23 protein-coding genes, 1 tRNA gene and 2 pseudogenes are annotated in these 23,905 nt (G+C 67.9%); 16 read left to right on the plus strand and 10 right to left on the minus strand.

Translation table 11 applies throughout. The features are described from left to right. Positions 1 to 32 precede the first annotated feature (32 nt). Entirely contained in the window at positions 33 to 716 is a 684-nt protein-coding gene (locus tag ACTOWJ_RS20425; RefSeq protein ID WP_031372686.1) for a response regulator transcription factor, read from the plus strand. A gap of 167 nt (positions 717 to 883) precedes the next feature. After that, the gene (locus ACTOWJ_RS20430) at positions 884 to 2,293 is read left to right on the plus strand and encodes an ATP-binding protein (protein ID WP_441336457.1); all 1,410 of its coding nucleotides are present in this window, start codon (positions 884 to 886) and stop codon (positions 2,291 to 2,293) included. A gap of 214 nt (positions 2,294 to 2,507) precedes the next feature. On the opposite strand, the gene ACTOWJ_RS20435 is transcribed toward ACTOWJ_RS20430, so the two are convergent. Then, positions 2,508 to 3,257: a zinc-dependent peptidase gene (locus tag ACTOWJ_RS20435; protein WP_441336458.1), complete on the minus strand. Its 750-nt coding sequence runs from the start codon at positions 3,255 to 3,257 to the stop codon at positions 2,508 to 2,510. A 97-nt stretch (positions 3,258 to 3,354) separates the two neighbouring features. After that, positions 3,355 to 3,630 (minus strand): hypothetical protein, encoded by a 276-nt coding sequence (locus ACTOWJ_RS20440; protein WP_441336459.1) that lies wholly within the window; start codon positions 3,628 to 3,630, stop codon positions 3,355 to 3,357. A 148-nt stretch (positions 3,631 to 3,778) separates the two neighbouring features. Between ACTOWJ_RS20440 and ACTOWJ_RS20445 the strand changes: the two genes are divergently transcribed. The 6 genes from ACTOWJ_RS20445 to ACTOWJ_RS20470 all read left to right on the plus strand — a co-directional run bounded on the left by ACTOWJ_RS20445 (position 3,779) and on the right by ACTOWJ_RS20470 (position 9,407). Beyond that, on the plus strand, positions 3,779 to 5,626 hold the full coding sequence (locus ACTOWJ_RS20445; RefSeq protein ID WP_441336460.1) for a DegV family protein: 1,848 nt from the start codon (positions 3,779 to 3,781) through the stop codon (positions 5,624 to 5,626). 258 nt (positions 5,627 to 5,884) lie between these two features. After that, complete coding sequence (gene plsY / locus ACTOWJ_RS20450; RefSeq protein WP_441336461.1) at positions 5,885 to 6,565, plus strand: glycerol-3-phosphate 1-O-acyltransferase PlsY; 681 nt, start codon at positions 5,885 to 5,887, stop codon at positions 6,563 to 6,565. Next, on the plus strand, positions 6,565 to 7,563 hold the full coding sequence (gene birA / locus ACTOWJ_RS20455; protein ID WP_441336462.1) for a bifunctional biotin--[acetyl-CoA-carboxylase] ligase/biotin operon repressor BirA: 999 nt from the start codon (positions 6,565 to 6,567) through the stop codon (positions 7,561 to 7,563). The genes plsY and birA overlap by 1 nt, the downstream gene beginning before the upstream one ends. After that, a complete protein-coding gene (locus ACTOWJ_RS20460) occupies positions 7,560 to 8,318 on the plus strand; it encodes a type III pantothenate kinase (RefSeq protein WP_441336463.1) in 759 nt (252 codons plus the stop codon). Before birA ends, ACTOWJ_RS20460 begins: the two co-directional genes overlap by 4 nt. Positions 8,319 to 8,352: 34 nt before the next feature. Continuing rightward, complete coding sequence (locus tag ACTOWJ_RS20465) at positions 8,353 to 9,198, plus strand: SPOR domain-containing protein (protein ID WP_441336464.1); 846 nt, start codon at positions 8,353 to 8,355, stop codon at positions 9,196 to 9,198. 133 nt (positions 9,199 to 9,331) lie between these two features. Beyond that, a tRNA-Thr gene (locus ACTOWJ_RS20470) sits at positions 9,332 to 9,407 on the plus strand. A 511-nt stretch (positions 9,408 to 9,918) separates the two neighbouring features. Here ACTOWJ_RS20470 and ACTOWJ_RS20475 read toward each other — a convergent pair. Beyond that, entirely contained in the window at positions 9,919 to 11,709 is a 1,791-nt protein-coding gene (locus ACTOWJ_RS20475) for an XVIPCD domain-containing protein (protein WP_441336465.1), read from the minus strand. A gap of 16 nt (positions 11,710 to 11,725) precedes the next feature. After that, positions 11,726 to 12,217: a hypothetical protein gene (locus ACTOWJ_RS20480; RefSeq protein WP_441336466.1), complete on the minus strand. Its 492-nt coding sequence runs from the start codon at positions 12,215 to 12,217 to the stop codon at positions 11,726 to 11,728. A gap of 416 nt (positions 12,218 to 12,633) precedes the next feature. On the opposite strand from ACTOWJ_RS20480, the gene rocF reads away from it, so the two are divergent. From rocF to ACTOWJ_RS20495, 3 genes are all read left to right on the plus strand, one after another. Continuing rightward, positions 12,634 to 13,557, plus strand: coding sequence for an arginase (rocF, locus tag ACTOWJ_RS20485; RefSeq protein ID WP_441336467.1), 924 nt, complete (start codon positions 12,634 to 12,636; stop codon positions 13,555 to 13,557). Between the two features lie 199 nt (positions 13,558 to 13,756). Continuing rightward, entirely contained in the window at positions 13,757 to 13,906 is a 150-nt protein-coding gene (locus tag ACTOWJ_RS20490) for an entericidin A/B family lipoprotein (protein WP_057944264.1), read from the plus strand. A 454-nt stretch (positions 13,907 to 14,360) separates the two neighbouring features. Then, the gene (locus ACTOWJ_RS20495; RefSeq protein WP_441336468.1) at positions 14,361 to 14,561 is read left to right on the plus strand and encodes a CsbD family protein; all 201 of its coding nucleotides are present in this window, start codon (positions 14,361 to 14,363) and stop codon (positions 14,559 to 14,561) included. Positions 14,562 to 14,797: 236 nt separating this feature from the next. On the opposite strand, the gene ACTOWJ_RS20500 is transcribed toward ACTOWJ_RS20495, so the two are convergent. After that, positions 14,798 to 15,658, minus strand: coding sequence for a hypothetical protein (locus tag ACTOWJ_RS20500; RefSeq protein ID WP_441336469.1), 861 nt, complete (start codon positions 15,656 to 15,658; stop codon positions 14,798 to 14,800). Between the two features lie 189 nt (positions 15,659 to 15,847). Between ACTOWJ_RS20500 and ACTOWJ_RS20505 the strand changes: the two genes are divergently transcribed. Beyond that, complete coding sequence (locus ACTOWJ_RS20505; protein ID WP_441336470.1) at positions 15,848 to 17,200, plus strand: tryptophan--tRNA ligase; 1,353 nt, start codon at positions 15,848 to 15,850, stop codon at positions 17,198 to 17,200. Then, the gene (locus ACTOWJ_RS20510) at positions 17,197 to 17,520 is read left to right on the plus strand and encodes a hypothetical protein (RefSeq protein WP_441336471.1); all 324 of its coding nucleotides are present in this window, start codon (positions 17,197 to 17,199) and stop codon (positions 17,518 to 17,520) included. Before ACTOWJ_RS20505 ends, ACTOWJ_RS20510 begins: the two co-directional genes overlap by 4 nt. Here ACTOWJ_RS20510 and ACTOWJ_RS20515 read toward each other — a convergent pair. Then, a pseudogene (locus ACTOWJ_RS20515) lies at positions 17,508 to 17,609 on the minus strand (DUF6053 domain-containing protein); the annotation flags it as partial. The gene ACTOWJ_RS20510 and the pseudogene ACTOWJ_RS20515 overlap by 13 nt on opposite strands. Here ACTOWJ_RS20515 and ACTOWJ_RS20520 point away from each other — a divergent pair. The 3 genes and pseudogenes from ACTOWJ_RS20520 to ACTOWJ_RS20530 form a co-directional block, all read left to right on the plus strand. After that, a pseudogene (locus tag ACTOWJ_RS20520) lies at positions 17,578 to 17,772 on the plus strand (hypothetical protein); the annotation flags it as partial. The pseudogenes ACTOWJ_RS20515 and ACTOWJ_RS20520 sit on opposite strands and share 32 nt — an antisense overlap. Next, positions 17,769 to 18,716, plus strand: a complete 948-nt coding sequence (locus ACTOWJ_RS20525; protein WP_441336472.1) for an MBL fold metallo-hydrolase — start codon at positions 17,769 to 17,771, stop codon at positions 18,714 to 18,716. The pseudogene ACTOWJ_RS20520 and the gene ACTOWJ_RS20525, both read left to right, overlap by 4 nt. 155 nt (positions 18,717 to 18,871) lie before the next feature. Then, positions 18,872 to 20,002: a GGDEF domain-containing protein gene (locus tag ACTOWJ_RS20530; RefSeq protein WP_441336473.1), complete on the plus strand. Its 1,131-nt coding sequence runs from the start codon at positions 18,872 to 18,874 to the stop codon at positions 20,000 to 20,002. Positions 20,003 to 20,071: 69 nt separating this feature from the next. Here the strand turns inward: ACTOWJ_RS20530 and ACTOWJ_RS20535 are convergent, their stop codons facing one another. From ACTOWJ_RS20535 to ACTOWJ_RS20550, 4 genes are all read right to left on the minus strand, one after another. Next, positions 20,072 to 20,455: a VOC family protein gene (locus tag ACTOWJ_RS20535; RefSeq protein WP_441336474.1), complete on the minus strand. Its 384-nt coding sequence runs from the start codon at positions 20,453 to 20,455 to the stop codon at positions 20,072 to 20,074. A 292-nt stretch (positions 20,456 to 20,747) separates the two neighbouring features. Further along, positions 20,748 to 21,686 carry a HEAT repeat domain-containing protein gene (locus tag ACTOWJ_RS20540; protein WP_441336475.1) on the minus strand — a complete coding sequence of 313 codons (939 nt, stop codon included), beginning with the start codon at positions 21,684 to 21,686 and terminating at the stop codon, positions 20,748 to 20,750. A gap of 118 nt (positions 21,687 to 21,804) precedes the next feature. Beyond that, entirely contained in the window at positions 21,805 to 22,647 is an 843-nt protein-coding gene (locus ACTOWJ_RS20545; protein ID WP_441336476.1) for a peptidoglycan DD-metalloendopeptidase family protein, read from the minus strand. 161 nt (positions 22,648 to 22,808) lie between these two features. Continuing rightward, positions 22,809 to 23,603: a peptidoglycan DD-metalloendopeptidase family protein gene (locus ACTOWJ_RS20550; protein ID WP_441336477.1), complete on the minus strand. Its 795-nt coding sequence runs from the start codon at positions 23,601 to 23,603 to the stop codon at positions 22,809 to 22,811. Between the last annotated feature and the right edge of the window lie 302 nt (positions 23,604 to 23,905).

Genomic DNA, 23,905 nt, shown 5'->3' on the forward strand with positions numbered 1-23,905 from the left:
CTGTCGGGCTGCAAATCATCAAGGGAGTGCCCATGCGAATTCTGCTGGTCGAAGACGAAGCGCCGTTGCGCGAGACCCTGGCTGCGCGTCTGAAGCGCGAGGGCTTCGCGGTCGATGCCGCGCAAGACGGCGAGGAGGGCCTGTACATGGGCCGCGAGGTGCCGTTCGACCTGGGCATCATCGATCTGGGCCTGCCCAAGATGTCGGGCATGGAGCTGATCAAGGCCCTGCGCGATGAGGGCAAGAAGTTTCCGGTGCTGATCCTCACCGCGCGTTCGAGCTGGCAGGACAAGGTCGAGGGCCTCAAGCAGGGCGCCGACGACTATCTGGTCAAGCCCTTCCACGTCGAAGAACTGCTGGCGCGCCTCAATGCGCTGGTGCGCCGCGCCGCGGGCTGGAGCAAGCCGACCCTGGAATGCGGCCCGGTGATGCTGGATCTGGCCGCGCAGACGGTCAGCGTCAACGGCGGCAACGTCGATCTGACCAGCTATGAGTACAAGGTGCTGGAATATTTGATGATGCATGCCGGCGAATTGGTGTCCAAGGCCGACCTTACCGAGCACATCTATCAGCAGGACTTCGACCGCGATTCCAACGTGCTGGAAGTCTTCATCGGCCGTCTGCGCAAGAAGCTCGACCCGGACGGCGCGCTCAAGCCGATCGAGACCGTGCGCGGCCGCGGCTACCGTTTCGCCATCCCGCGCAGCGGCGACTGAGCCGCGAGCCCGTCGCCGCCGATCTTCGCCCGACCGTTCGTTGACAGCCCGCGCGCGGCGGCGATCTACTAGGCCGCAACGCTTGCGGCGAGCGTTACCCAGGAGTTTTTCCGATCCATGAGGCCCGCGCCTCCCACCGATGCGGGCCGGATGGCCCGCCCGACGCCATGAGCTGGGGACAGCCCCGGTCGTTGCGCGCGCGCCAGCTGCTGGCCGCCAGCCTCGGCCTGCTCGCTTTCCTGGCCCTGGCCGGCGTAGCGCTGGACCGGGCGTTCCTGGAAACCGCCGAAACCAACCTGCGCCAACGCCTGACCAGCTACGCGCTGGCCTATGCCGCCGACACCGATTTCGGCCGCGGCGGCGAGATCATTCCGCCCTACGACCCGCCCGATCCGCGTTTCGACCGGCCCGGCAGCGGCCTGTACGCCGAGGTGATTCTGCCCAACGGCCATTGGGACTCGATGTCGGCCCAGGGTCCGGTGCTGCCCGACGGCGGCATGCTCAAGCCGACCGAGGAAACCTTCGAAGGCCCGTTGCCGCTGACCGAGATCAGCGGCCGCTCCGGTGAGGCCTACCGCTACGGTCGCGGCCTGATCTGGAGCGTCGACGGCGATTCCAAGTCCGAGTTCCAGTACACGATCTACATCCTCGAAGACACCAGCGCGCTGCGCCATCAGGTCGCGGTGTTCCGTCAGGCGTTGTGGCGTTATCTGGGCGGCGCGGGCGTGATCTTGCTGCTGCTGCAGGCGCTGATCATGCAGTGGAGCCTGCGTCCGCTCAAACGCGTGATCGAGGAGCTCAAGCGCGTGCAGCGCGGCCTGGCCTCGCGCATGAGCGAGCGCCATCCGCGCGAGCTGGAGCCGCTGACCGAAAGCATCAACGCCTTCATCGAAAGCGAGCGCGAGAATCTGGACCGCCAGCGCAACACCCTGGCCGATCTCGCCCACAGCCTGAAAACGCCGCTGGCGGTGTTGCGCGCGCGCCTGGACGATCAGAACGGCCAGGTGCCGATCGATCCGGAATTGCGCGAGGACGTCGATATCCAGTTGCGGCGCATGAACGATCTGGTCTCCTACCAGCTGGCGCGCGCGGCTTCGGGCGGGCACGCCTTGTTTGCCGCGCCGATCGCGATCGAATCGCACGCCGAGGAAATCGTGCGCGGGCTGGAGAAGGTCTACTCGTCCAAGGGCATTTTGTGCGAGTTCGATCTGGCCGACGGCGTGCAATTCCACGGCGAGCCCGGCGACTTGCAGGAACTGCTCGGCAATCTGCTGGAAAACGCGTTCAAGTGGGCCAGCTCGCGTGTGTTGTTGACGGTCAAGCCCGGCGAAGTCGCGGCCAACCGGCGTCCGGGACTGCTGCTGGCGGTCGACGACGACGGCCCGGGCATCGCGCCGGAGAAGGTCGCCACCATCCTGCAGCGCGGCGTGCGCGGCGACGAACGCGTGCAAGGCCACGGCATCGGCCTGGCGATCGTGCTGGATCTGGTGCGCGGATATCGCGGCACCTTGGACGTCACGCCTTCGCAGGAACTGGGCGGTACCCGTTTCGAAGTGAAGTTGCCGCCGGGATTGTAAGCGGCGTTGTCGTAGGCGCGCCGCTCGCTGACGCCGTCATCGCACGATGCGGCGTGGTTCCGAAGTCTTTTGTGGGAGGGGCTGAAAGCCCCGACGGTTTTCGATCAGGAATTTCGATTCGTCTGACGTGGCGAAAAGCGTCGGGGCTGAAAGCCCCTCCCACAAAAGACTTCGTGGCCTGCAAAAGACTCGGGGCCTGCGCGAACGGCGAAGTTCAAGCGAACGGCGAGGGACCGTAGAAGCGCTGCAGATGCTCGGCGACCTCGGGCATCGCTTCGCGCAACAGCCGCGGATCGCTGAAGTGGTATTCGGTGGCCACCGCGAAGAATTCTTCCGGTGCTTCGGCTGCGTAGGGATCGATCAAGGTCTCGCGGCCGCTGTCGACTTCCTCGATGAAACCGTCGTAAGCGCGCTGGAAATCGCGCGCCCATTGGCGTTGCCAAGGACGCGGCAACGGCGGGGTGCCGTCGAGCAGGCCGTCGAGCGTGTCGAGCTTATGCGCCATCTCGTGGGTGGCCACGCAGAAGCCGGCGCGCGGATCCTCGCAATCGGCGAGCACGTCGGCCCAGGACAGGATCAGCGGGCCGGCGTCCCAGGACTCGCCGATCAATTCGTCCTGCCATTCGTGCAGCACGCCGGCCGCGTCGGTGTGGCTGCGGTTTACCCGGAACGCATCGGGATAGACGATCAACTGCGACCAGCCACGCAGGCCCTCGGCGCCGAACTCCAGCAGCGGCAGGCAGCACAGCGTCGCCAGTTGCGCGCGCTGGACCTGGCTCAACTCGAGTTCACCGATCGGGCTGATGGTCTTCTCGTGCAGGAAGCGCGCGGCCAGTCCGCGCAGGCGTTCGCGACGTTCGGGGTCGAGCGCCTGCGCCCACGGCAAGGCTGCGACGGTGTCGCGCCAGACAGGATCGGCGATAGCGGCGGGCGGGCGCCGCAAGCGGTGCAGAAATTCGAACAAGACGGTCTTACTGCGAAGCGAGTGGAGCCGGATCGGTTGAATCAAGCCGATCGAATCAAGCCGATCGAATCAGGCCGATCGAATCAGGCCGATCGAATCAGCGGAACATGCCCGGCAGGAAATTGTGCCAGCGCGGCGACTGCATGCGGTTGTTGCTTTCCGAGTCGCTGTGCATGCTCGGCTTGGCCTTGGTGTCGCGCGCCGTCGGCGGCGGGGCGCCGCGGCCGTTGCCGCGAGCGGCGGTGTCCTTGCGCGGTTCGGCGCTGTTGGAGCACGCGTCGTTCGGGCTGAGCTTGTTGACCTCGCGTGCGCTGACCTCCGCGACGGCCAAGCTGGCGAACGCGAACAGCAGGCACAGACAGATCCGTAACATGGCGGAATCCTTGGGGGTCGGCGCGACCGGAAGGCCGTGAACGATTGCCGACTATAACGCGAAAGTCATACCGAATCCGGCGTCTCGGGCCGGTCGGCCGTGTTGCGTCGCAACAAGCGCCCGCTCAGGTTTGCGCCAGACTCGGCCCATGCCGACCGCCCGACTGCCCCTGACCGCCCCGGCGTTGCGCCGGGCCCTGATCGCGGGTGCCCGGCGGGTCATCGCCGACCGCGACGTGCTCAATCGGATCAACGTGTTCCCGGTCGCCGACGGCGACACCGGCAACAACCTCGCCCATACCTTCGCCAGTCTGCTGAACGGGGCACTGAGCCGGCGCAGCCGACACATCGGCGAGTTGCTCAAGCGCATCGGCGACGACGCCATCGACGGCGCGCGCGGCAATTCCGGGGCGATCCTGGCCCAGTTCCTGTACGGCGTGGCCGAGCATGCCCGCGCCCAGCCCGAACTGGACGCCACGACGCTGGCGGCCTCGGTGCGCCACGGCGCGGCCAATGCGCGCGCGGCGCTGGCGCATCCGGTTGAGGGGACCATCCTGAGCGTCATCAATGCCTTCGCCGACGCCTTGGACGAAGCCGCCCGCGCGAGCGCCGACGGCGATCCCAGGCCCGGCTTCGCCGCCGCACTGAGCCGCGCGCGCCATGCGCTGGCGCGCACGCCGCAACAGATGGCTTTGTTGCAGAGGGCCGGCGTGGTCGATGCCGGCGCACAGGGCTTCGTCGATCTGCTCGAAGGCATCGCCGAATTCGTCGATGGCGGCCCGCGCGCGCTGCGCGTGCATGGCGCCGACGCGGCGGCGAACGAGGCCTGTGCCGACCATGCGCACGGCGCGGGCGATGCGCAGATTCCGATGCTGCACGACGCGGTCGATCCGCACCGGCGTTGGTGCAGCGAATGCCTGCTGATCGGCAGCGACCTGCCGCGCGATGCGCTGCGCGACGCGCTGGAAGCGATCGGCGCCGACTCGCTGGTGCTGGCCGGTGGCGGCGCGCGTCTGCGCGTGCACGGCCATGTCGCCTCGCCCCAGGCTTTGTTCGACGTCTGCGCGCGCTACGGCGCGGTGGATGCGATGAAGGCCGACGACATGCTGGCCCAGCAGCGCACGGTCGAACGGGTGCAGCGGGTCGCGGTGGTCACCGACAGCGCGGCCGACCTGCCCGATGAGTTGGCCGAACGTTATGGCCTGCACGTGGTGCCGGTGCGGGTGTCGGTGGACGGACGCGATTATCTCGACAAGATCGGCCTGGCCACGGCCGAGTTCTATCGGCGCATGGCCGTCGCCGCCGATCTGCCGCGCACCAGCCAGCCGCCGCCCGGCGATTTCCGCCGCGCCTTCGAGTTCTTGCTGGGGCATCGCAGCCAGGTGCTGTACGTGGGCTTGTCGCGTGCGGTGTCGGGCACCTTGCAGGCCGGCGAGCAGGCCGCGGCGCGCTCCGACGCGGCGCGGGTGCGGGTGTTCGACACCTTCAATGCGGCCGGTGGGCAGGCCTTGCTGGCGTGGCGCGCGGCCGAATTGGCCTCGGACGGGATCGAGATGGCGGCGATCGTCGCCGAGTTGGAGCGATTGCGGCCGCTGACCACGACCTGGGCGATGGCGCGGGATATTTCGCATGCCGTGCGCGGCGGCCGCATACCGCCCTGGGCCGGGCCGCTGGTGAAATTCACCGGGCTGACCCCGATCGCGAAGGTCAAGCCCGAAGGGCGGTTGGGCGTCAGCGGCGGCGTGTTCGCCAAGGCCGGTGCGCCGGAAGCTTTCGCCCGCTACATCGCCAAGCGCACGCCGCGCGGCCAGCGCTGGCGGGTGATCGCCGGGCATTGCGATGCCCGCGTCGACGGCGAGCGCTTGCTCGAAGCGCTGCGCCGGCGCCTGGACCTGGAACAGGCCTGGCTGGTCGAGACCGGCCCGGCGCTGGGCGCGCACGCGGGGCGGGGCGCCTTGTTGGTGTCGTTGCAGCCGGTGGCGGATGGCGCGGCTTAGATCGGGACGGGCGCTCGGCGGGGGCGTCGCTGCGGGTGGATCGAGTCGGGGCTGAAAGCCCCTCCCACAAAAGACCTCATGGCCTGCGCGGAGATACAGGCTGCCCCACGCTTTTGGGTCGCATGACGCGCCAGATTCGAATGCCGCGAAGTCTTTTGTGGGAGGGGCTTTCAGCCCCGACTCCAGCCGCCGCCCGTGCACCATCCCGTTGCGGGCGCGCCAGGTTCGAATCCGCCCGTCCTCCCGCATAATCCGCGCATGCCGTTCGCCGCCCTGATTCCGCCGTTGTCCGTCGCCACCGCCGTGGCGCCGTTGTCGGTGCTGTTGCTGGTCGCCGCGTATGCGATCGGCTCGCTCTCGGGCAGTCTGCTGCTGGGCAAACTGCGCGGCGTCGACATCCGCCAGCAGGGCAGCGGCAACGCCGGCGGCACCAATGCCTTTCGCACTCAGGGCCTGCGCTTCGCGTTCGGCGTGGTGGTCATCGACATCGGCAAGGGCGCGCTGGCGGCGTGGCTGGCGCTGCGTTATGCGCCGGTCGGCGCCGATTGGTCGGTGACCGCGCATGGTTATCTGGCCGCGTTCGCGGCGGTGCTCGGGCATGTCTGGCCGATCTGGCACGGCTTCCGCGGCGGCAAGGGCGCGGCGACCCTGGTCGGCGCGTTGCTGGTGCTGTGGCCGTTCGCGGTCCCGGTGCTGGTGCTGATCTGGGGCGTGGTGCTGCTGGCCAGCGGTTACGTCGGTCTGGCGACGGTGATCGCCGCGCTGAGCCTGCCGCTGTTGGCGTGGTTGAGCGATGCCGGCGCGCCGCGGCTGTGGTTCGCGCTGACCGCGGCCGCGCTGATCGTGTTCACCCATCGCGGCAATCTGGCGCGTCTGCGCGCCAGGACCGAATCGCGCTTCGCTCGGGCGCGTCTGCTGCATCGTTGGCGCCGGAGCTGATGGACGATCGCGCTTTGCTGCAACACCTGATCGCGGGTCCGGCCACCGGCGACGCGCTGGCCGGCGCCGCCGGCCAGACTCGCGCAGCGGTATGGAAGCGGATCCAGGCCCTGCGCGAAGCCGGGGTGGCGATCGAAGCCAAGCCCGGTCGCGGCTATGCCTTGTCGCAGCCGTTGGATCTGCTCGATGCCGAGGCGATCGCCACGGCCCTGGCCGCGGACACGCGCGGCCGTCTGGCCGAACTCGACGTGGCCTGGAGTATCGATTCCACCAACAGCGAACTGCTGCGCCGACCGACTCCCGCGCATGGCGCCGCCGCGTTGCTGGCCGAACGCCAGACCGGCGGCCGCGGCCGGCGCGGACGGGTCTGGGCTTCGCCGTTGGCCGCGCATCTGTATCTGTCGCTGGCGCGCTCCTTCGGCGGCGGTCTGGCCCGGCTCGGTGGTTTGAGCCTGGTCGCCGGTATCGCCGCGGCGCAGACCTTGCACGGCCTGGGCTTCGCCGATGTGCGATTGAAATGGCCGAACGATCTGGTCGTGCCCGACGGCACCGGCCTGCGCAAACTCGGCGGCCTGTTGATCGAAGGCGGCGGCGAATACGCCGGCCCGGCGCGCGCGGTGATCGGCCTGGGCCTCAACGTGCGCATGCCGGAGGCCGCCGCGGCGCAGATCGATCAGCCTTGGTGCGACCTGGCCGCGCTGTTGGGCGAACGACCGCTGTCGCGCAACACGGTGGCCGCGGCGCTGTTGGATCGACTGCTGCCGGCGCTGGACGAATTCGACGCTGCCGGCCTGGCGCCTTTCATCGAACGCTATGCCGCCTTCGACGTGCTGGCCGGGCAGGCGGTGACCGTGCACGGCGCCGATGCCGAGCACTGCGGCACCGCGGTCGGTCTGGCCGACGACGGCGCGCTGCGGGTGCGCCTGGAATCGGGTGAGGAACGCCGCTTTCACGCCGGCGAAATCAGCGTGCGGCGCGCCGCGGGAGCGCCGCGATGAGCGCGTGGCTGTTCGATCTGGGCAATACCCGGCTCAAGTGCGCGCCATTGCGCGCCGACGGCCGTCCAGGCGCGGCGCTGGCGCTGCCGCATCGCGAGGAGGACATCGCCGCGGCATTGGCCCAGGCCTTGCCGCCGGAGCGGATCGAGGTGGCCTATCTGGCCAGCGTCGCCCATCCGGCCCAGCGCATGGCGGTGTTGCAGGCCTTGAGTGCGCGCTGCGGACGGATCGCGATCGCGCGCACCCAGCCGCGTTTCGAACTCAGTGGTTTCGGCCGCGTGCGCATCGCCTATGCCGAACCGCGCAAGCTCGGCGTCGACCGTTTTCTCGCCCTGCTCGGAGCGCATGCGCGCGGCGACGGGGCGGCGTTGATCTGCGGCGTCGGCACCGCGCTGACCATCGATCTGATCGATGCCGACGGCCTGCACCACGGCGGCCTGATCGCGCCGTCGCCGACGCTGATGCGCGAGGCCCTGCACGGCCGCGCGCCGCAACTGCCCGAACACGGCGGTCAGCGCCTGTCGTTCGCCTCCGACACCGAGGACGCGCTGGCCTCGGGCTGCGACGGTGCCGCCTTGGCGCTGATCGAACGCAGCCTGACCACGGCCAAGCTCAAACTCGGCACCGTGCCGCAGTTGCTGTTGCACGGCGGCGGCAGCGATGCGCTGGCCGCCGCGTTGCCCGCGCCGATCGCGGCGCCGACACTGGTGCTGGAAGGTCTCGCGATCTGGGCCGGAATCGAAACTTCGTCCTGAGCGGTGCGCCGATCGGGCAGGCTAGAATCCCCGCATGCTCGTTCGTGCCCTCATCGTTCTGCTGATCGTGCTCAACCTCGGCGTCGCCGCGTGGTGGATCGCGCGTCCCGCGCCGGCGCCGGTGGTCGAGCCGGCGCCGCCGCTCGGCGTGGCCCGGCTCAAGCTGGTCGACGAGACGCGCGGCGCGGCCAGCCCGGCCGCGGGCAGTGTCGTGGCATTGCCCAACGCCGCACCGGCTTCCGTCGTATCGAACGCGCCCGCCGCGACGCCGTCCACGCCGGAAACCGCGCCCGTCTCGGCGGCCAAACCCACGGCGGATGCGCCGGTGGCGCCGCCGCCACCCGAACCCGCCAAACCGACACCGCCGGCCGCGACCGCCGCCGCGGCCCCGCCGTTGCCCGTGCCCGAACCGCCCGCCAAGGCGCAATGCTTCAGCGTCGGGCCGTTCGCCGACGCCGCGGCCGCCGACGCGGCGCGGGCGAAACTGCAGCCGTTGGCGCAAAAACTGGCCAGCCGCAGCGAAGGCGGCGGCAGCAAGAGCGCGCGCGGCTGGCGGGTGTATCTGCCGACCGCCAATGCCGACGCGGCGCAAGCCACCGCGCAGCGCATCCGCGCGGCGGGCTTCAACGATCTGTTCGTGATGAGCGGCGCCGAGGCCAATGCCATCGCCCTGGGCCGTTTCCGCGGCGAAGGATCGGCACGCAAGCGCGGCGCCGAACTCAGCGCCGCCGGTTTCGCGGTGCGGGTGGAAGCGCTGGGCGAGACCGCCGGCGGCGCGACCTGGATCGACGTCGCCACCACCACCTCCAACGGCGACGACCTGCGCCGCGCCGCGGGCGCTTCGCGCTGGCGCGGACGTTCTTGCGCGGGACTGGGCTGAACCTGGGCCATTCGGGCGCGGATCGTGCCGCGGTATCGTCGCGCTGTCGCCTTGAGACGCCGGCGCGATAGAATGCGCCGGTCGTAGCCGATCCGGGACCGGATCGCCGACGCGACAGCTTCATCGCATCCTTGCCGCTTTAGCTCAGTTGGTAGAGCACTCGCCTTGTAAGCGAGCGGTCGTCCGTTCGATTCGGACAAGCGGCACCACGTGAACCCGAGAAAAGCATCCGCCCGGCCGATCATCCGAAGGCCGAGCGGGTTCCGGACACACTCCCAATCGCCTTCGACCGAACGCATTCGCGCACGCGATGCCGCGACTCGCGCGCGTTGCGCCTCCCGGAATCAATCGCTCGACGATATGAGCGCCACGTCGTCGACGTGCGTGTGTCCGCATAACGAGCGCTTAAAGCACATCCATCGCTCGAATACTTCACTGCGGCGCCGGCCCGTTGTCAGCGAGCGTTTGCCCACAAGCGAAGTCGGCACGATCGCCGCTACCGTGCGCTTCACGCGATCGGTGCGATTTACACGCTGCCGCGAGCGACGCAAAAAACTCCTTGCGCTTCATCTTCTCCGATCAGAGCAACGGTGAGCGGGCCGACTTGAATCTGGATTGCCGGGTGGACTGAGCCGCCGATCGCGCTAGCGCGCGTCGAGGCGCGGTCGTCGCGCCGCGCGGAAGTCGAATCGATGCCCGCCGCGGCGTATCGCCGCGGGTTCACATGCGCGGTCCGCTGCGCGCCGCTTCCTGTGTTTCCGCGGGTTGCTGCGCGGCCGCGCGCTCGCGTTGATCGTTCTGCGCGGGCGTTTGCGCGCTCGCTTCCTGCCCCGTCGTTCTCGCGTTCACGTCCACGCTGGCGACGAAGCCGGGCACGGTACTCGATACCCACAACCGGTCGTTGACCAAGGCCGACGAGGCGATCTGCTCGGGCCGTTCGATGCCCTGCAGCTTGGCGGCCTGCACCGCCCGCGTGACCGCTTCGTCGGGCACCGATGCGGCGATGCCTTCGCGGATGCGCGCATGCATCGCCCGGTCGTTCGGCGACAGCGCGTCCAGCGACGAACTCGTCGTCGGCGAATGGGCCGCGTCGGGCGCGGGCATGATCGGCACATGTTGGTGATCGTGCGCCGGATTCACGCTGCCGTTCTGGGTGTGATTGAAGTGGTGCAGCGCCGGTGGCGTCTGGCCGCTGTCGTAGTAAGGCTGCGGCGTGGCGGGGTTGGTGCGGATATTGATGCCTTCGCGCTCGAGCAGGTTCTCGCTCAAGTTCAGGCCGGCCATGTTGACGGTCATGCGATGGGTCACGCCCGGATGCGCCGCGGCGTGTGTGCGCTCGGCCTGGATCGCGACTTCGATCGCGTGCGCGCCGTAGTAGTTGGGATAGTCCGAGGAGCCGCGTTCGCCCACCGCCAACGGGCGCTGGCCCGGCACCGCCGGTCCCGGCGTCACCGGCGGGCGATCGAAATACTGCCGCCCCATCGCCGCGACGTTGTCGGCGGTCGCCGTAATCGTGCCGTCGGCGTTGAAGGTCAACTGGGGTTGCCCAGGCGGCGCGACCAGCGCCCGCACCGTGTTGGTGGCTGGATCGCGCTCGACGAAATCGAGCATGCGCGGATTGCCGGTGTTGAGCATGTCGGCCAGATTGGCCGAGGGATTGGTCTGCTTGAGCCGGCTCAGCGCCGCGTTCCAGCCGGCGATCTCGGCCTCGGCTTCGTCGTTGCGGCTGTCCTGTATGAATGTGCGAATGGTGCCGGTGTAATCGTGCACCACGCCGGGTTGCGCGGCGACCGCTTGTGCGCCGGTGTGCAGCGCGTTGTTGGCCTGGCGGCTGCGGGGATAGTTGAAGCCGTGTTCGATCTCATGGCCGAGCACGAAGCTCATATCCGTCGCGTCGTACTGGCCGGCAGGCGGCGATTGCAGACGCGCGGCCGGCAAGCGCATGGTCTTGTCGGGACCGTCGTAGGTACCGCCTGCGCTGATGCCCGAGATGAAACCGAAGTTCTCCAGATGGTTGCGAGTCGGCGTGGTGACGTCGCCGGGATCGCGCATGGTCGCGGCGCGTTTCACTTCCGCCGCCAATGCCGGCGAGCCGTTGATGGTGCCTTGCAGATTGTTGAGCATGTCCTGGGTCACCGGCAGCGTGGCCGCCGGATTGCTCGGGTCGGCGTAACGGCTGTTGCCGAAACGCACGGACATTTCCTGCACCTGGATCGCCGCGCGCAGATCCGGGCTGGCGGCGGTGCCGGTGGCTTGAAAGCTTGCCGCCGGCAGCGTGACCACGCCGCTGGCGAGGTCGTAGCTTCCGATCAGGCTCGGCGGCGTCGCGGTCGCCGGTTGCACCGCGAAGCCGCGCAATTGTCCCGACAGCGCTTCCTGATTGAGATCGCGCAGCATGCCTTCATCGGAACTCAGCGCCGCGCGCAGTTGCGCGACTTGTTGCGCGCTGACCCCGGGTTGCTGTTCGAACCGTACGATCGCCGCGGACAGTTCGCGGTTGGGCGTGATCATGGTCGAGCCTCCGTGCTCAGTTGAGGGTCGCGATCGATTTCACGCAGGCGCGTGCATTCTCGTCCGCTTGCGGCCACAGCGACACCGCCAGGGTGATATCGCCTTTTTGGTAGCGCCAGTCGAGCAATTGGCCGATCTCGCCGTAGGTCGGCGTATCGCGGAAGCCCATGGCGCGCAGTTGCTGGTGATAGTCCTGGAATCCCAGCACGCAGATCGCCCGCGCATCGCCGGCGGTTTCGCCGCGATGGCCGAACTCCAGGCCCACGCCGCGTTTGAGCGCGGCCGACCCGTCGACGTAATGCAACAGGTAGTACCAGCCCGCGCCCAGGTCGTGGGTATAGAACGGACCGGCCTGGCCGGGCTTGAGCTTGACCCCGGTGGCTTGCTCGATCCGGGCGAGGTTGAGTTCGTCGCGATCTTCCAGATCGGCGAGCAGGCGCAGGAAGCGCCGGCCGATCTGTTCGGCATCGGGTGCGGGGACGGAATTTACGGCGGACGACTGGGACATGGCGGCGCTCTCCTTGGCCGGCGTCGGTGTCGAGGGTGGCGGTGCGCTCGCGCAGGCGCTCAAGGCGCTTGCGCATAAGGCGATGAACAGCGCGGCGCCGGGACGATTGGCAAGTCGCACGAGACCCTCCATGGATACTGCTTTGCCGCCATAACTAGCAAAACCCTTCGCCGCACGCAACGAAACCGCGGGAAAAACGGCCGAACGGTCGCTTTCGCTCGATCCATAGCCGAAAAACCGTGCGTTCAGCTGCAATTCCCGCGCCGATGGCCGCTATTGCCATAGAGCACTAAAATGCCTGCATCGTCGGCGGCCGCAACGGCCCTGTTGCGGCGATCGCGCGATGCCGCGGGCATCGATCGCGTTCACTACATGCCGCGCGCTCGTCCGTCAGCCAGCGCGGCCAAAGGATTTCTATGAATCGTACATATCCCCCGGTTTCGCTCATCGGCGCGCCGACCGACGTCGGCGCCGGCCATCGCGGCGCGCGCCTCGGGCCGGAAGCCTTGCGCATCGCCGGTTTGGGCGAAGCGCTGAGCGCGCGCGGGGTCGAGGTGATCGACCGCGGTAATCTCGACGGCCCGCGCAATCCCTGGCAGAAGCCGGTCCAGGGCTATCGGCATCTGCCCGAAGTGGTGACCTGGAACCGCATGGTGATGGACGCGGTCGGCGCCGAGTTGCGCGAAGGCCGCATGCCGATCCTGCTCGGCGGCGACCACTGCCTGGGCCTGGGCTCGATCACCGCGGTGGCGCGCCATTGCCGCGAAACCGGCAAGCAACTGCGCGTGCTCTGGCTCGATGCGCATGCCGACTTCAACACCAGCCAGGTGACGCCATCGGGCAACATCCACGGCATGCCGGTGTCGTGCTTGTGCGGCATCGGTCCGGAAGAACTGACCACGCTCGGCGGGCCGGCGCCGGCGATGCGCGCGCAGGACATCCGCCAGATCGGCATCCGTTCGGTCGATCCGGGCGAGAAGCAACTCATCCAGCAACATGGACTGGACGTGTACGACATGCGCTACATCGATGAGATCGGCATGAAGCGGGTGATGGAGGAAGCGCTGGAAGGCGTGGACGAGAACACCCATCTGCACGTGAGCTTCGACGTCGATTTCCTCGATCCGAGCATCGCGCCGGGCGTGGGCACCACCGTGCCGGGCGGACCGAACTATCGCGAAGCGCAGTTGGTGATGGAGATGATCGCCGACAACGGACGCCTGGCTTCGTTGGACATCGTCGAACTCAACCCGATTCTCGACAAGCGCAATCGCACCGCCAAGCTGTCGGTAGACCTGGTGGAGAGTCTGTTCGGCAAATCGACCCTGATGCGCGACTGAAACCGATCCCGCCCACGGCGCGGCGGCGATGAATCGCCGCTGACGCCCGGCTCGCAGATTTGCCGCGCAAGCCTTTGTTTTCGCAGATTTCCGGCCCTCGCTGCACACCGGCTTCACATTCGCTCGCGTCTGATCCGTAGCCAGGACGCGACGCATGGCGCGGCCCGTCTGGTACCTGCAACCGACCTGAGGAGATCCCATGAAGCGTTTGACTGCCCTGTTGCTGCTGGCCCTGTTCTCGATCGGCACCTTGACCGCGTGCAACACCGTGGCTGGCGCCGGCAAGGACGTGAAGAAGGCCGGTGAGAAAGTCGAACAAAAGGCCGAAGAGGTCCGCGACGGCAAGTAAGCCGCGGCGAAATTCGACGTATGAAGAAAAGGCCGGAGCGATCCGGCCTTTTCTTTTTTCGTTCCTCGGCCACGCCGCGCCGTCGCGCAATGCGAACCGGCGCACAAGTCAAGCTGAAGCATTCAACGTGTTCATCGAGATCAAGTCGCGGCTAACGCAATCGTGATCGGATGCGAATGCGGGCGGTGCGAGGATGGCTTCGCGATATCGGCAGGCAGCAGGCCGGATCCGTGCTTGAGAGGGTCCGTGCTTGAGAGGGTCCGTGCTTGAGAGGATCCGTGTTCAAGGGGATCCGTGCTCAAGAGGGGCCGTGCTCAAGAGAATCGTGTTCGAGAATTTCGCGCTTTACAGCTCCGGATTTCGAAGCAGTTCCTTCTTCATCACGTTTCTTTCGGAACGCATCGTCGCGATGCGCCGTCGAAGATTCGCATCCCCCAACGTAAGGAGTTCTACAATGAACAAAGACATCATTGCCGGCAAGTGGACCCAGATCAAAGGCCAGGCCAAGGCCAAGTGGGGCGATCTGACCGACGACGTGTTCGATGTCGCCGAGGGCAATTCCGAGTACCTCGCGGGCAAGTTGCAGGAGCGCTACGGTTGGGAACGCGACCGCGCCGAGAAGGAAGTCAAGGAATTCAGCAAGACCTTGAACTGATCCAGGACCTGGAACGGATCCGCTAGTCGGATCAGGCAGTCAGCGTCCGAGCGCGGTGCAGCACGCGCTCGGGCGTGGATGGAATCCTCCGCGCGGCGTTGTGGACCGCCGCGTGCGTGGCCATCCGACTAAGATCGATCGAGCCGAAACAACGAGCCGAAACCGATCGAGCGAAAAGCAAACGGGCCGGATGCGAATCCGGCCCGTTTGCGTGTACCGCGATGCCTGCCAGCGGCTTACCAACCGCGACCCGGCGGATCGGCGACGAAGCCGCTGGGGAAGGCGCGCGGTTCCCCACGGTTGGGGTAGTACGGATCGCGATAGCGCGGCACCACGCCGCGCGCGACCAGGCTGCGGTAGTCGTCGTAGCGCAACTGGATCACCTGCGCGGGCGAACGCGAGGCGCGGGTGAACTGCGTCTGCGATACCGGCGACCATTCGCGCGAACCGTGGCCGGTGCCGATCGACTGCGCCGCCATCGAGTCCGCGGCGGCCTGCTCGCGCACGCTGCCCGTTGGCGCCGGGGCGGCGTTGCCGACCCGGCGCTCGGCCTTGGCCGCCGTGTCGCGCTCGCCTTCGGCACGGGCGTACGGCGGGTAGGGATAGGGCGGCGGATACGGGCGCGGTTCCGGATAGACCGGGCGATACACCTGACGTTCCTCGAATACCGCCACGCCGATCACGCCGACGTTGTCGGGCCGGCCGGTGCGCGCGGCGTAGCTGTCGGGCAGATCGGTGAAGACGAACTGGGCGACGTCGTCGAGCGATTTGCGCCAGCCGTTGATTTCGGTCGATTGCCAGGCATCGAGTACGTAGCCGGCCTGCGAGGGATTGGCGGTCTGGCCGCTGACGGCGTTGACGCCGTCGACCGACAGCACCACCAGCACACGCTGGCCGGTGGTGTTGGTCAGGCGCACCGAGTAGCGATGACCGGGGGTGCCGGCGATCCACTGCTGACCGCGATGCGGCCAGTTCGTCAGCCAGTCGCCGTTGTCGCGGTCGATCACCGCCACGTCGACCAGCGGGCGGGCGTAGCTCGGGGTGCAGGCGGCGGCGGTCAGCGCGGCGCCGGCGAGCAGGACTAGCGAGCGGAACATGGTGCGATCTCCTGGGGGCTCGGAACATGCAAACGTCGCCCCGCCGCGGATGGGGTTAACCGGTGCGGACGAAGACCGGGGCGTGCCGGAACCGCGCTGGAACGGCCCGGCCACGGACGCCGCCGGCGGCGCCCGCTGTCTCGGGCTTTGCCTTTAAACTGGCCGATCACGTTCCACCCAGAGATCCCCATGACCTTGACCCGCGTTCTCACCGGCATCACCACCTCGGGCACCCCGCACCTGGGCAACTACGTCGGCGCGATCCGCCCGGCCATCGCCGCCAGCCGCGCTCCCGACGTGGAGAGCTACTACTTCCTGGCCGATCTGCACTCGCTGATCAAGGTGACCGAGCCCGAGCGCGTGCAGCGTTCGACCCTGGAAATCGCCGCCGCCTGGCTGGCCTGCGGCCTGGATCCGTCCAAGGTCTGGTTCTACCGGCAGAGCGAAATCGTCGAGATTCCCGAACTGGCCTGGTTCCTGACCTGTGTCGCCGGCAAGGGCGTGCTTAACCGCGCGCACGCTTACAAGGCCGCGGTCGACAAGAACCGGGACGAGGGCGAAGACGACGACGCGGGCATCAACGCGGGCCTTTTCATGTACCCGGTGCTGATGTCGGCCGACATCCTGGCGTTCAACGCGCACAAGGTGCCGGTGGGCCGCGACCAGATCCAGCACATCGAGATGGCGCGCGATTTCGGCCAACGTTTCAATCACATCTACGGCGAGCACTTCGTGCTGCCCGAGGCGCTGATCGAGGAGAGCGTGGCGACCTTGCCGGGCCTGGACGGCCGCAAGATGAGCAAGAGCTACGACAACACCATCCCGCTGTTCTCGCCGCGCGATCAGCTCAAGAAGCTGATCTATTCGATCGTCACCGACTCGCGCGCGCCGGGCGAACCCAAGCAGACCGAGGGCTCGGCGTTGTTCCAGATCTATCAGGCCTTCGCCAGCGAGGAAGAAACCCAGAGCATGCGCCGCGCCTTCGCCGACGGCATCGGCTGGGGCGAGGCCAAGCAGGCGCTGTTCGAACGCATCGACGCGGAGATCGCCCCGCTGCGCGAGAAGTACGAGGATCTGATGTCGCGTCCGCAGCACATCGAGGCGACCTTGGTCGACGGCGCGCGCCGCGTGCGCGAGCGTTATGTCGTGGGCCGGATGAAGCAACTGCGCGAAGCGGTGGGGCTACGCAATCTGTCGCAGGCCGCCACGGCTTCCGCGCCGGCCAAGGCCGAGGCGAAGTCCGCGTCGGTGCCGGCATTCAAGCAATATCGCGAGAACGACGGCCAGTTCTACTTCAAGCTCGCCGACGGCGATGAGGTGCTGCTGCAGAGCCGCGGCTTCGCCGCGCCCAAGGACATCGGCCAGCTGATCGGCGCGGCCAAGGCCGGCCAGTTGGAACTGGAGCGGTTGCTGGCCGCGGCCGAACCAGTCGACGAGGCGCGGCGTTCGCTGATCGCCGCGGCGTTGACGGCGATCGCGCAAGCCGAGAACGAAGCGCGCGCGGCCAAGCAGGGAGCCGTCTCGGGAGCCGCCGGGCAGTGAGCCGTTTCGTCGAACTCAATCTGGCATTGATTCTGTTCCTGCCGTGGTTCGCGATCCTCGGCGCGCTGTTCTGGCTGTATCCGCGCCGGCCGCGCACGCCGGCGCGCAAGTTGTTCGATGCGGTGGCGCTGGCGGTATCGGTGTGCGCGTTCGTGCTCGCGGTGCATTGGGCGCATGTGCATGCCGGGCGCGGCTACGGCGCGATGTGGCCGCAGGTCCTGGCGACCTCGCTGGGCTACGGGGTGTTCCTCGCGGTGTTGGCGCTGGCGGTCGGCCTTCGCTGGCGGTGGCTGCGCGGGGTGAAGGACTATCGCGATTGAGCTCGGCGCATGCGCCGGCTTTTGCGGGACAGGTCGGCTTTTGCGGGAGGGGCTTCAGCCCCGACGCTTTTGGTTCCGGTCGCGGCGAGACTTCATGGCGGCCGATCGAACAGCGTCGGAGCTGAAGCCACTCCCACAGCAGCTGAAGTCCCTCGATCGAGCGCGGCCTCGATCCGACCAAAGCCGCATCGTGGCCATGACCTGGCAGGGCATAGACTGCGGGTAAGTCAAAGCCCGATGCTGCCGCCATGACCCTTGCCTACGATCCCGCCGAACACGGCATCATCGCCGTCGATACCGGTTTTCACCGGCCGGTCTTCGATGCGGCGTATCTGCTGGTCGAGAACGGCCGCGCCGCCTTCATCGATTGCGGCACTCAGCATTCGATTCCAGCCCTGCTGGCCGCGCTGGATGCGCAAGGGCTGACGCCGGCCGAAGTGGATTGGCTGATCCTGACCCATGTCCACCTCGATCACGCCGGCGGCGCCGGCGCATTGATGCGGTGCCTGCCCAACGCGCGCCTGGCGGTGCACCCGCGTGGGGCGCCGCACATGATCGATCCCTCGCGTCTGGTCGCCGGCGCGACCGCGGTCTACGGCGAGGAAGAAATGGCGCGCAGCTACGGCGAGATCGTGCCGGTGCCGGCCGAGCGCGTGGTCGTCGCCGACGACGGACACATCGTCGACGTGGCCGGACGCCCGTTGCTGTGCGTGGACACGCCCGGGCATGCGCGCCATCACCTGTGCGTGTGGGATCAGCGCAGCCGCGGCTGGTTCACCGGCGACACCTTCGGTCTGTCGTATCGCGAGTTCGATTCGCCGCGCGGCCCGTTCGCGGTGCCGACCAGCTCGCCGGTGCAGTTCGAACCCGAACCGCTGAAGGCCTCGATCCGCACCTTGCTGGCGCGCGATCCGGTATCGATGTTCCTGACCCACTACGGTCGGGTCGGCGACGTCCAGCGCATGGGCGCGGACCTGATCGAACAGATCGACGCGATGGTGCGCATGGCGCGACAGGCGCATGCGGCCGACGGCGACCGGCATGCGCATCTGACCGCGGCGCTGGCGGATTACTTCGCTGCTCGCGCACACGCCCATGGCAGCCCGCTCAGCGACGCGCAGGCGCGCGCCGTGCTCGCGGTCGACGTCGAGCTCAATGCGCAGGGCCTGGAAGTTTGGCTGGATCGGGCGACGTAGGTCGTCCGCAAGCCCGGCCGCCGAGTCGGGGCGACCGCAGCTGGGCCAATTGCCCGTCGATCGGATGCATGGATCGGCGCGCACCGTCACGGCTGCTGAATGTGGCTGCGGTAGCCTGAATCGGCCTTCGTAACGCGCCCCTCCCCCGATCACCGATGACCGTCGTTCCGTTACGTTCCCGTCCGTTGCAGGCTGTGCCCGATCCGGTTGGGTCCCCGCCCGGCGACGAACCCGAGCGCCTGTCCGCGTTGCATGCCTACGGCCTGCTCGACAGCGTCGCCGAGTCCGCCTACGAGGACATGGTTCGGCTCGCGGCGACCGTGTGCGACACGCCGGCCGCGGCGATCGCCTTGCTCGATCGCGATCGGGTCTGGTTCAAGGCGCGCCTGGGTATCGAACCTGCGGAGCTGCCGCGTTCGCTTTCGATCTGCAGCCAACTGATCGGGCAAGCGCAGGCCGATCGCTTGCTGCTGATCGACGACATCGCCGACGACCCGCGTTTCGCCGCGCTCGATCTGACGCTGGAAGGCGGCAAGCCGTTGCGTTTCTACGCCGGCGCGCCGCTGCTGAGTCCGGACGGTCATCGGCTGGGAACGATCTGCGTGCTCGACACGGCGCCGCGGGTGTTGCGCGCTGCGCAGCGCGACGGTCTGGCGGCGCTGGCGCGGCAGATCCAGCATTTGTTCGAATTGCGCCGTTATGCCTTGGAGCAGCGGCGTCTGCTGAGCGAGCGCGAGGCATTCGCGCGTCAACTCGAAAGCGCGCAGGCCGACCTGCAGCGCCGGCACGAGCAGCTCCAGCACAGCGCCAGTCACGACGCGCTGACCGGCTTGCTCAACCGCGCCGCGTTGACGCAGCTGCAGGACGGCCCGGAGGCTTTGCTGCGCCTGGGTCGAGGCGCCTATACCTTGATGTTGATCGACGTGGATCACTTCAAGCGGGTCAACGACCGGCATGGGCATTTGCTGGGCGATCGCGCCTTGCGCGCGGTCGCCGATTCGGTGGCCGCTTCGATACGCGAAGGCGATATGGCGGTGCGATACGGCGGCGAAGAGTTCCTGGTCGTGTTGCCCGGCACGCGTCTGGCGACCGCGGCCGAAGTCGGCGAGCGCATCCGCCAACGCGTCGCCCGTTCGGCGTTGCCGTTCGCGTTGACCGTGTCGATCGGCGTAGCCGGCGGCGAACCGGGCCGCGATGCGCCCGAGCAGGTGTTCGACCGGGCCGATCAGGCTTTGTATCGGGCCAAGGCGGCCGGACGCGATCGCCTGGTGGTCGACGACAGTTGAAGTCGATGTCGGCAACGCGGCGCCGATCGAGGCGCACGGACCGATGGCGGCGCGATGCGCGCCGTGCCTTCACTCCCACACGTTGGGCGGCGGGCCGAGTTCGGGATGCTTCATGCGCACGATGCAGAAGCGGTGGCCGGTCGGCGCTTGCATCACCCACCAGCGTTTGACGAACTTGATCCGGGTCGCGCCGAGTTTCTCCAGCCGCGCGGCTTCGGCGTCGAGGTCGTCGCTTTCGATGTCCAGGTGGACGCGCGAGGGATGGTCGACTTTCTGCACTTCCACGTGCAGCACGCCGGCGGCATTGGCGAGTTGCGCGTACTGGGCGCCGTCGTCGTCGTAGGTTTCGACCCGGGCCAGGCCGAGTGCACCGCTCCAGAAGTCGGCGGCGGCGTCGATTTCGCCGGTTTCGCAATCGATGATGAAGCCGGCCAGGCGGCTGCGGTGGGCCATGGCGTAGTTCCTGCGTGAGGTTGGGGAAGGGTGCCGGCTTGGCGGGGGCGATGGAAGTGCCGGGACCCGGCGCACGCCCTGTGCGCCGCCCAGCCAGAGCAAAATCTCAGCAACAGCAACAGCAACAGCAACAGCAACATGGAAATGTGCGGAGATGTCGGATCGCTGGTGTGCGTGTACGGCTCAGGGCGTCGGACGCCTCGGTATTTTTTTGCCGCGTGCATGCTACCGCTCTGATTCGCCTGCCGTCGGTACAGCGCGCGGCGGTCCCGCAGTTCGGCGCGGCATGCGATCAGCGTTGCGGGTACTCGCGCTCGTGGCCGTCGCCGTCGATCACCAATTCGGCGGCCTTGCGATAAAGCGCGTATTCGCCGCGGTTCATCGCGAAATTCTGCAGAGCGAATACCGCCGAGTTGCGTGTCTCCGGATCGCTGCGCGAATCGGCGGCGATCGCCAGCAGCGAGTCCTTGAGACGGTCCGAACGCGTGCCCGAGGCGCTGATGCCGGCGATCGCGGCCTGGCGCACCGCGAGGTCGCCGTCGAGAATCGCCCGGTGCAGGATTTCTTCGTTGTTGCCGCTCTTGTTCCATTGCACCGACTGCAGCACGCTGCTGGCGCGCACCGCCGGGTCGGTATGGCCGCGCAGGGATTCCAGGCGATTGAGCAAGGGCGCGGCGTCTTCGCTGGCGATCACGGCGGGAGTGAGCATGTCGACCAACTGCTTGAGCATGGCCGGGTCGCGTTCGTCCTGGATTTGTCGCGACAGCAGGTCGCGTACTTCCGGCACGTCCAGCGAGAACGATTTGAGTAGCTCCAGACCGCTGCGGCGCTGTTCCGGGTCGCCGCTTTCGGCCATTTGCTGGCCCAGCCGCAACACTTCCTGATTGGCCACGCCCTGCAGCACCGCCAGCAGCGCGCCGCGTTTGTCGAGTTCGGTTTCGAAACTGTAGTCGCGCAGCAATTCGCGCAGGTAGGCCGGGTCGCGGCGCGCGCGTTGGGTCATGCGATCCAGGCTGTCGCCGGCGCGCGAGGAATGCGCGTAGGCGGACAACGCGCCTTGCGCCGTGGTTTGCGCGAACGGCACGGCGGGTTTGCGGCGTTCGCCGGCGGCGGCCGCGGCGCTGTGCGAGGCGAGCGCGGGCGCGGCGGAGGCGCGGGTGATCGAATGGCCGATCGCGCCTCCGGCGAGGGCGGAGGCGAGCAGGGCCAGGGTCAACTGAAGTCGGTTCATGCGCGCGGTTCCGTGTTGTGTTTCGTAGCTTCGGATCGGGCCGGCCGACGGATCGGCGGCGGCCGGTTTCGGGGCGGCGCGATCGCCGCCCCGAGTGGGATCGTCGTGCGGCGGCGGATCAGCAGTCCGGCGCGACGCGGCCGTCGGAGCCGGTGAAGGTGTAGACGTCCGGGATGTATTTGTTGCTGCCGGCCGGAGCGATGTTGTTCCACAGATTGCTGGTGCCGTAAGTGCCGCTGACGGTTTCGCCGACCTTCTGGCAACGGATGTTGACGCTGGCTCCGTTGGCGAGCGAGCCTACCGCGCTGTAACTGGTGCCGGGGCCTGCGCGCACGTTCAACGACGAGCCGCTGGTGCGCACGGTGCCGGGGGCGCCGCCGGGCGGGGTGGTGCCGCAGCTGTTGCGGCTCTTGTAGGCGACTTCGTACTTGTCGTAGACGATGGTCGAGCCGTTCCAGACGATCTTCTGGCTGGCGTTGTTGAGGCGCTGTTCGAAGTGCAGGTGCGCGGACATGCCTTCGTTGCCCGGACGCGTGGTCTTGCCGAGCGTGCCGATCTTCTGGCCTTGGGCGACGTTGGCGCCGTTGGCGACGGAGATGCTGTCCAAGTGTGCGTACCAGCTGGTCCAGCCGCCGCCGTGATCGATCACCACCAGCTTGCCGTATCCGGTGCCCGGGTGCGGGTTGTAGGTGGTCGCCTTGCCCTTGGCCGAGGCCACCACGGGCGAGCCCAGGTCGGCGTTGCTGAGCGGGCGCGGCTTGTGATTGAGATCGACCGCGTAGCGCAGGCCGTGGCCCTCGTAGGTGTCGCCATACCAGGTCTGGTTGCAGGCGAACGGCATCTGGAAGTCCGGGCGCGCCGCGTGCGCGGCGCTGGTCATCAGGCCGAACGCGGCGGTGGCGAGGCAGGCGAGCGCGGTGCGCGAACGGCGCGTCGTGCGCGAAGTGCTGAGACGATTCATGTCGGAAACCTCTTGAGCATTGGGTTGGGTGACTCGTAGAGGCCCCGGTTACGTGGGTGCCGAGGCGGTAGTGCATGCGGCGTGCTTGGGTGTGGCGTCGCTGCGGGCATCGGCGCGTTGATCGCTGCGCGTCTTGTCGATGTCGCGGCCGCCGGGGCGAATCAGCAATCCGGCGCGACGCGGCCGTCCGAACCGGTGTGGGTGTATGCGTCGGGGATGAACTTGTTGCTGCCGCTGGCGCCGATGTTGTTCCAGATGTTGCTGGTGCCGTAGGTGCCGCTGATCGACTCGCCGGCCTTCTGGCAACGGATGGTGACGGTGCTGCCGTTGGCCTGGGTGCCGACCACGCTGTAGCTGGTGCCCGGGCCGGAGCGAACGTTCAACGCCGTGCCGCTGGTCTTGACGGTGCCGGTGACGCCGCCGCTGGTGCCGCAGCTGTTCTTGCTGGTGTAGTTGCGCTTCTCGAAGTACCTCAGCGCGACGCCGTTCCACTTCGCCTTCTGGGTCGCGCCGTTGTAGATCTGTTCGTAATGCAGGTGCGGGGCGAGGTTGTAGATCGCGCTGCTGGAGCCGACCAGGCCGATCTTCTGGCCCTGGCGGACGTTGTCGCCGACCGACACGGCGCGCGACTGCAGATGCGCGTGCAGGGTTTTCCAGCCGCCGCCGTGATCGATCACGACGTAGTGGCCGTAACCGGTGTTGGTGGAATACACCGAGGTCACGACCTTGCCGGCGGCCGAGGCGACGATAGTAGAGCCGGCGGTGGAACCGCCGCCGGCCGGCCGGTTCATGTCGACCGAGTTGGCCGGCTTATGACCGTCCCAGGTATTGGTCACCCAGACGTCGTTGCAGGCGAAGGGCATCTGGAAATTCGGCGCGGCCTGAGCCGCATTGGCGGCCAGCAGACAGCAGGCCAAGGACGCCAGCGCGAGTGCGCGGCGCGGGAAATGCTTCATGGTATTTCCTCGCTAGATGGATGAAGACGATCCGGCGCTGCCGGACGGTTGCGCTCCGACGCCGCAGTCCCTGCCCGGGCGCCGGAGTCGCAGGGCGACGCTAGCGGTATTCGTCGCCGGTTTGTTGCGGAGATTTTTTATTCCTGGACGCGCGCGAAACCGCGATCGTGATCGAAGTCGCGATCGACGATGACGTTTTTTCAACCTGTCGCTCAGCTGTCGCGCTTGGAGGGCACGCATGGCGGGAAAAAGCGCTGTTTGCGCGAAACGCGGCGCCTCGTTGCGAGGCGCGCGTGGCCCCT

The sequence above is a fragment of the Lysobacter sp. CA199 genome (assembly GCF_052078715.1).
Classification (GTDB): Bacteria; Pseudomonadota; Gammaproteobacteria; order Xanthomonadales; family Xanthomonadaceae; genus Lysobacter.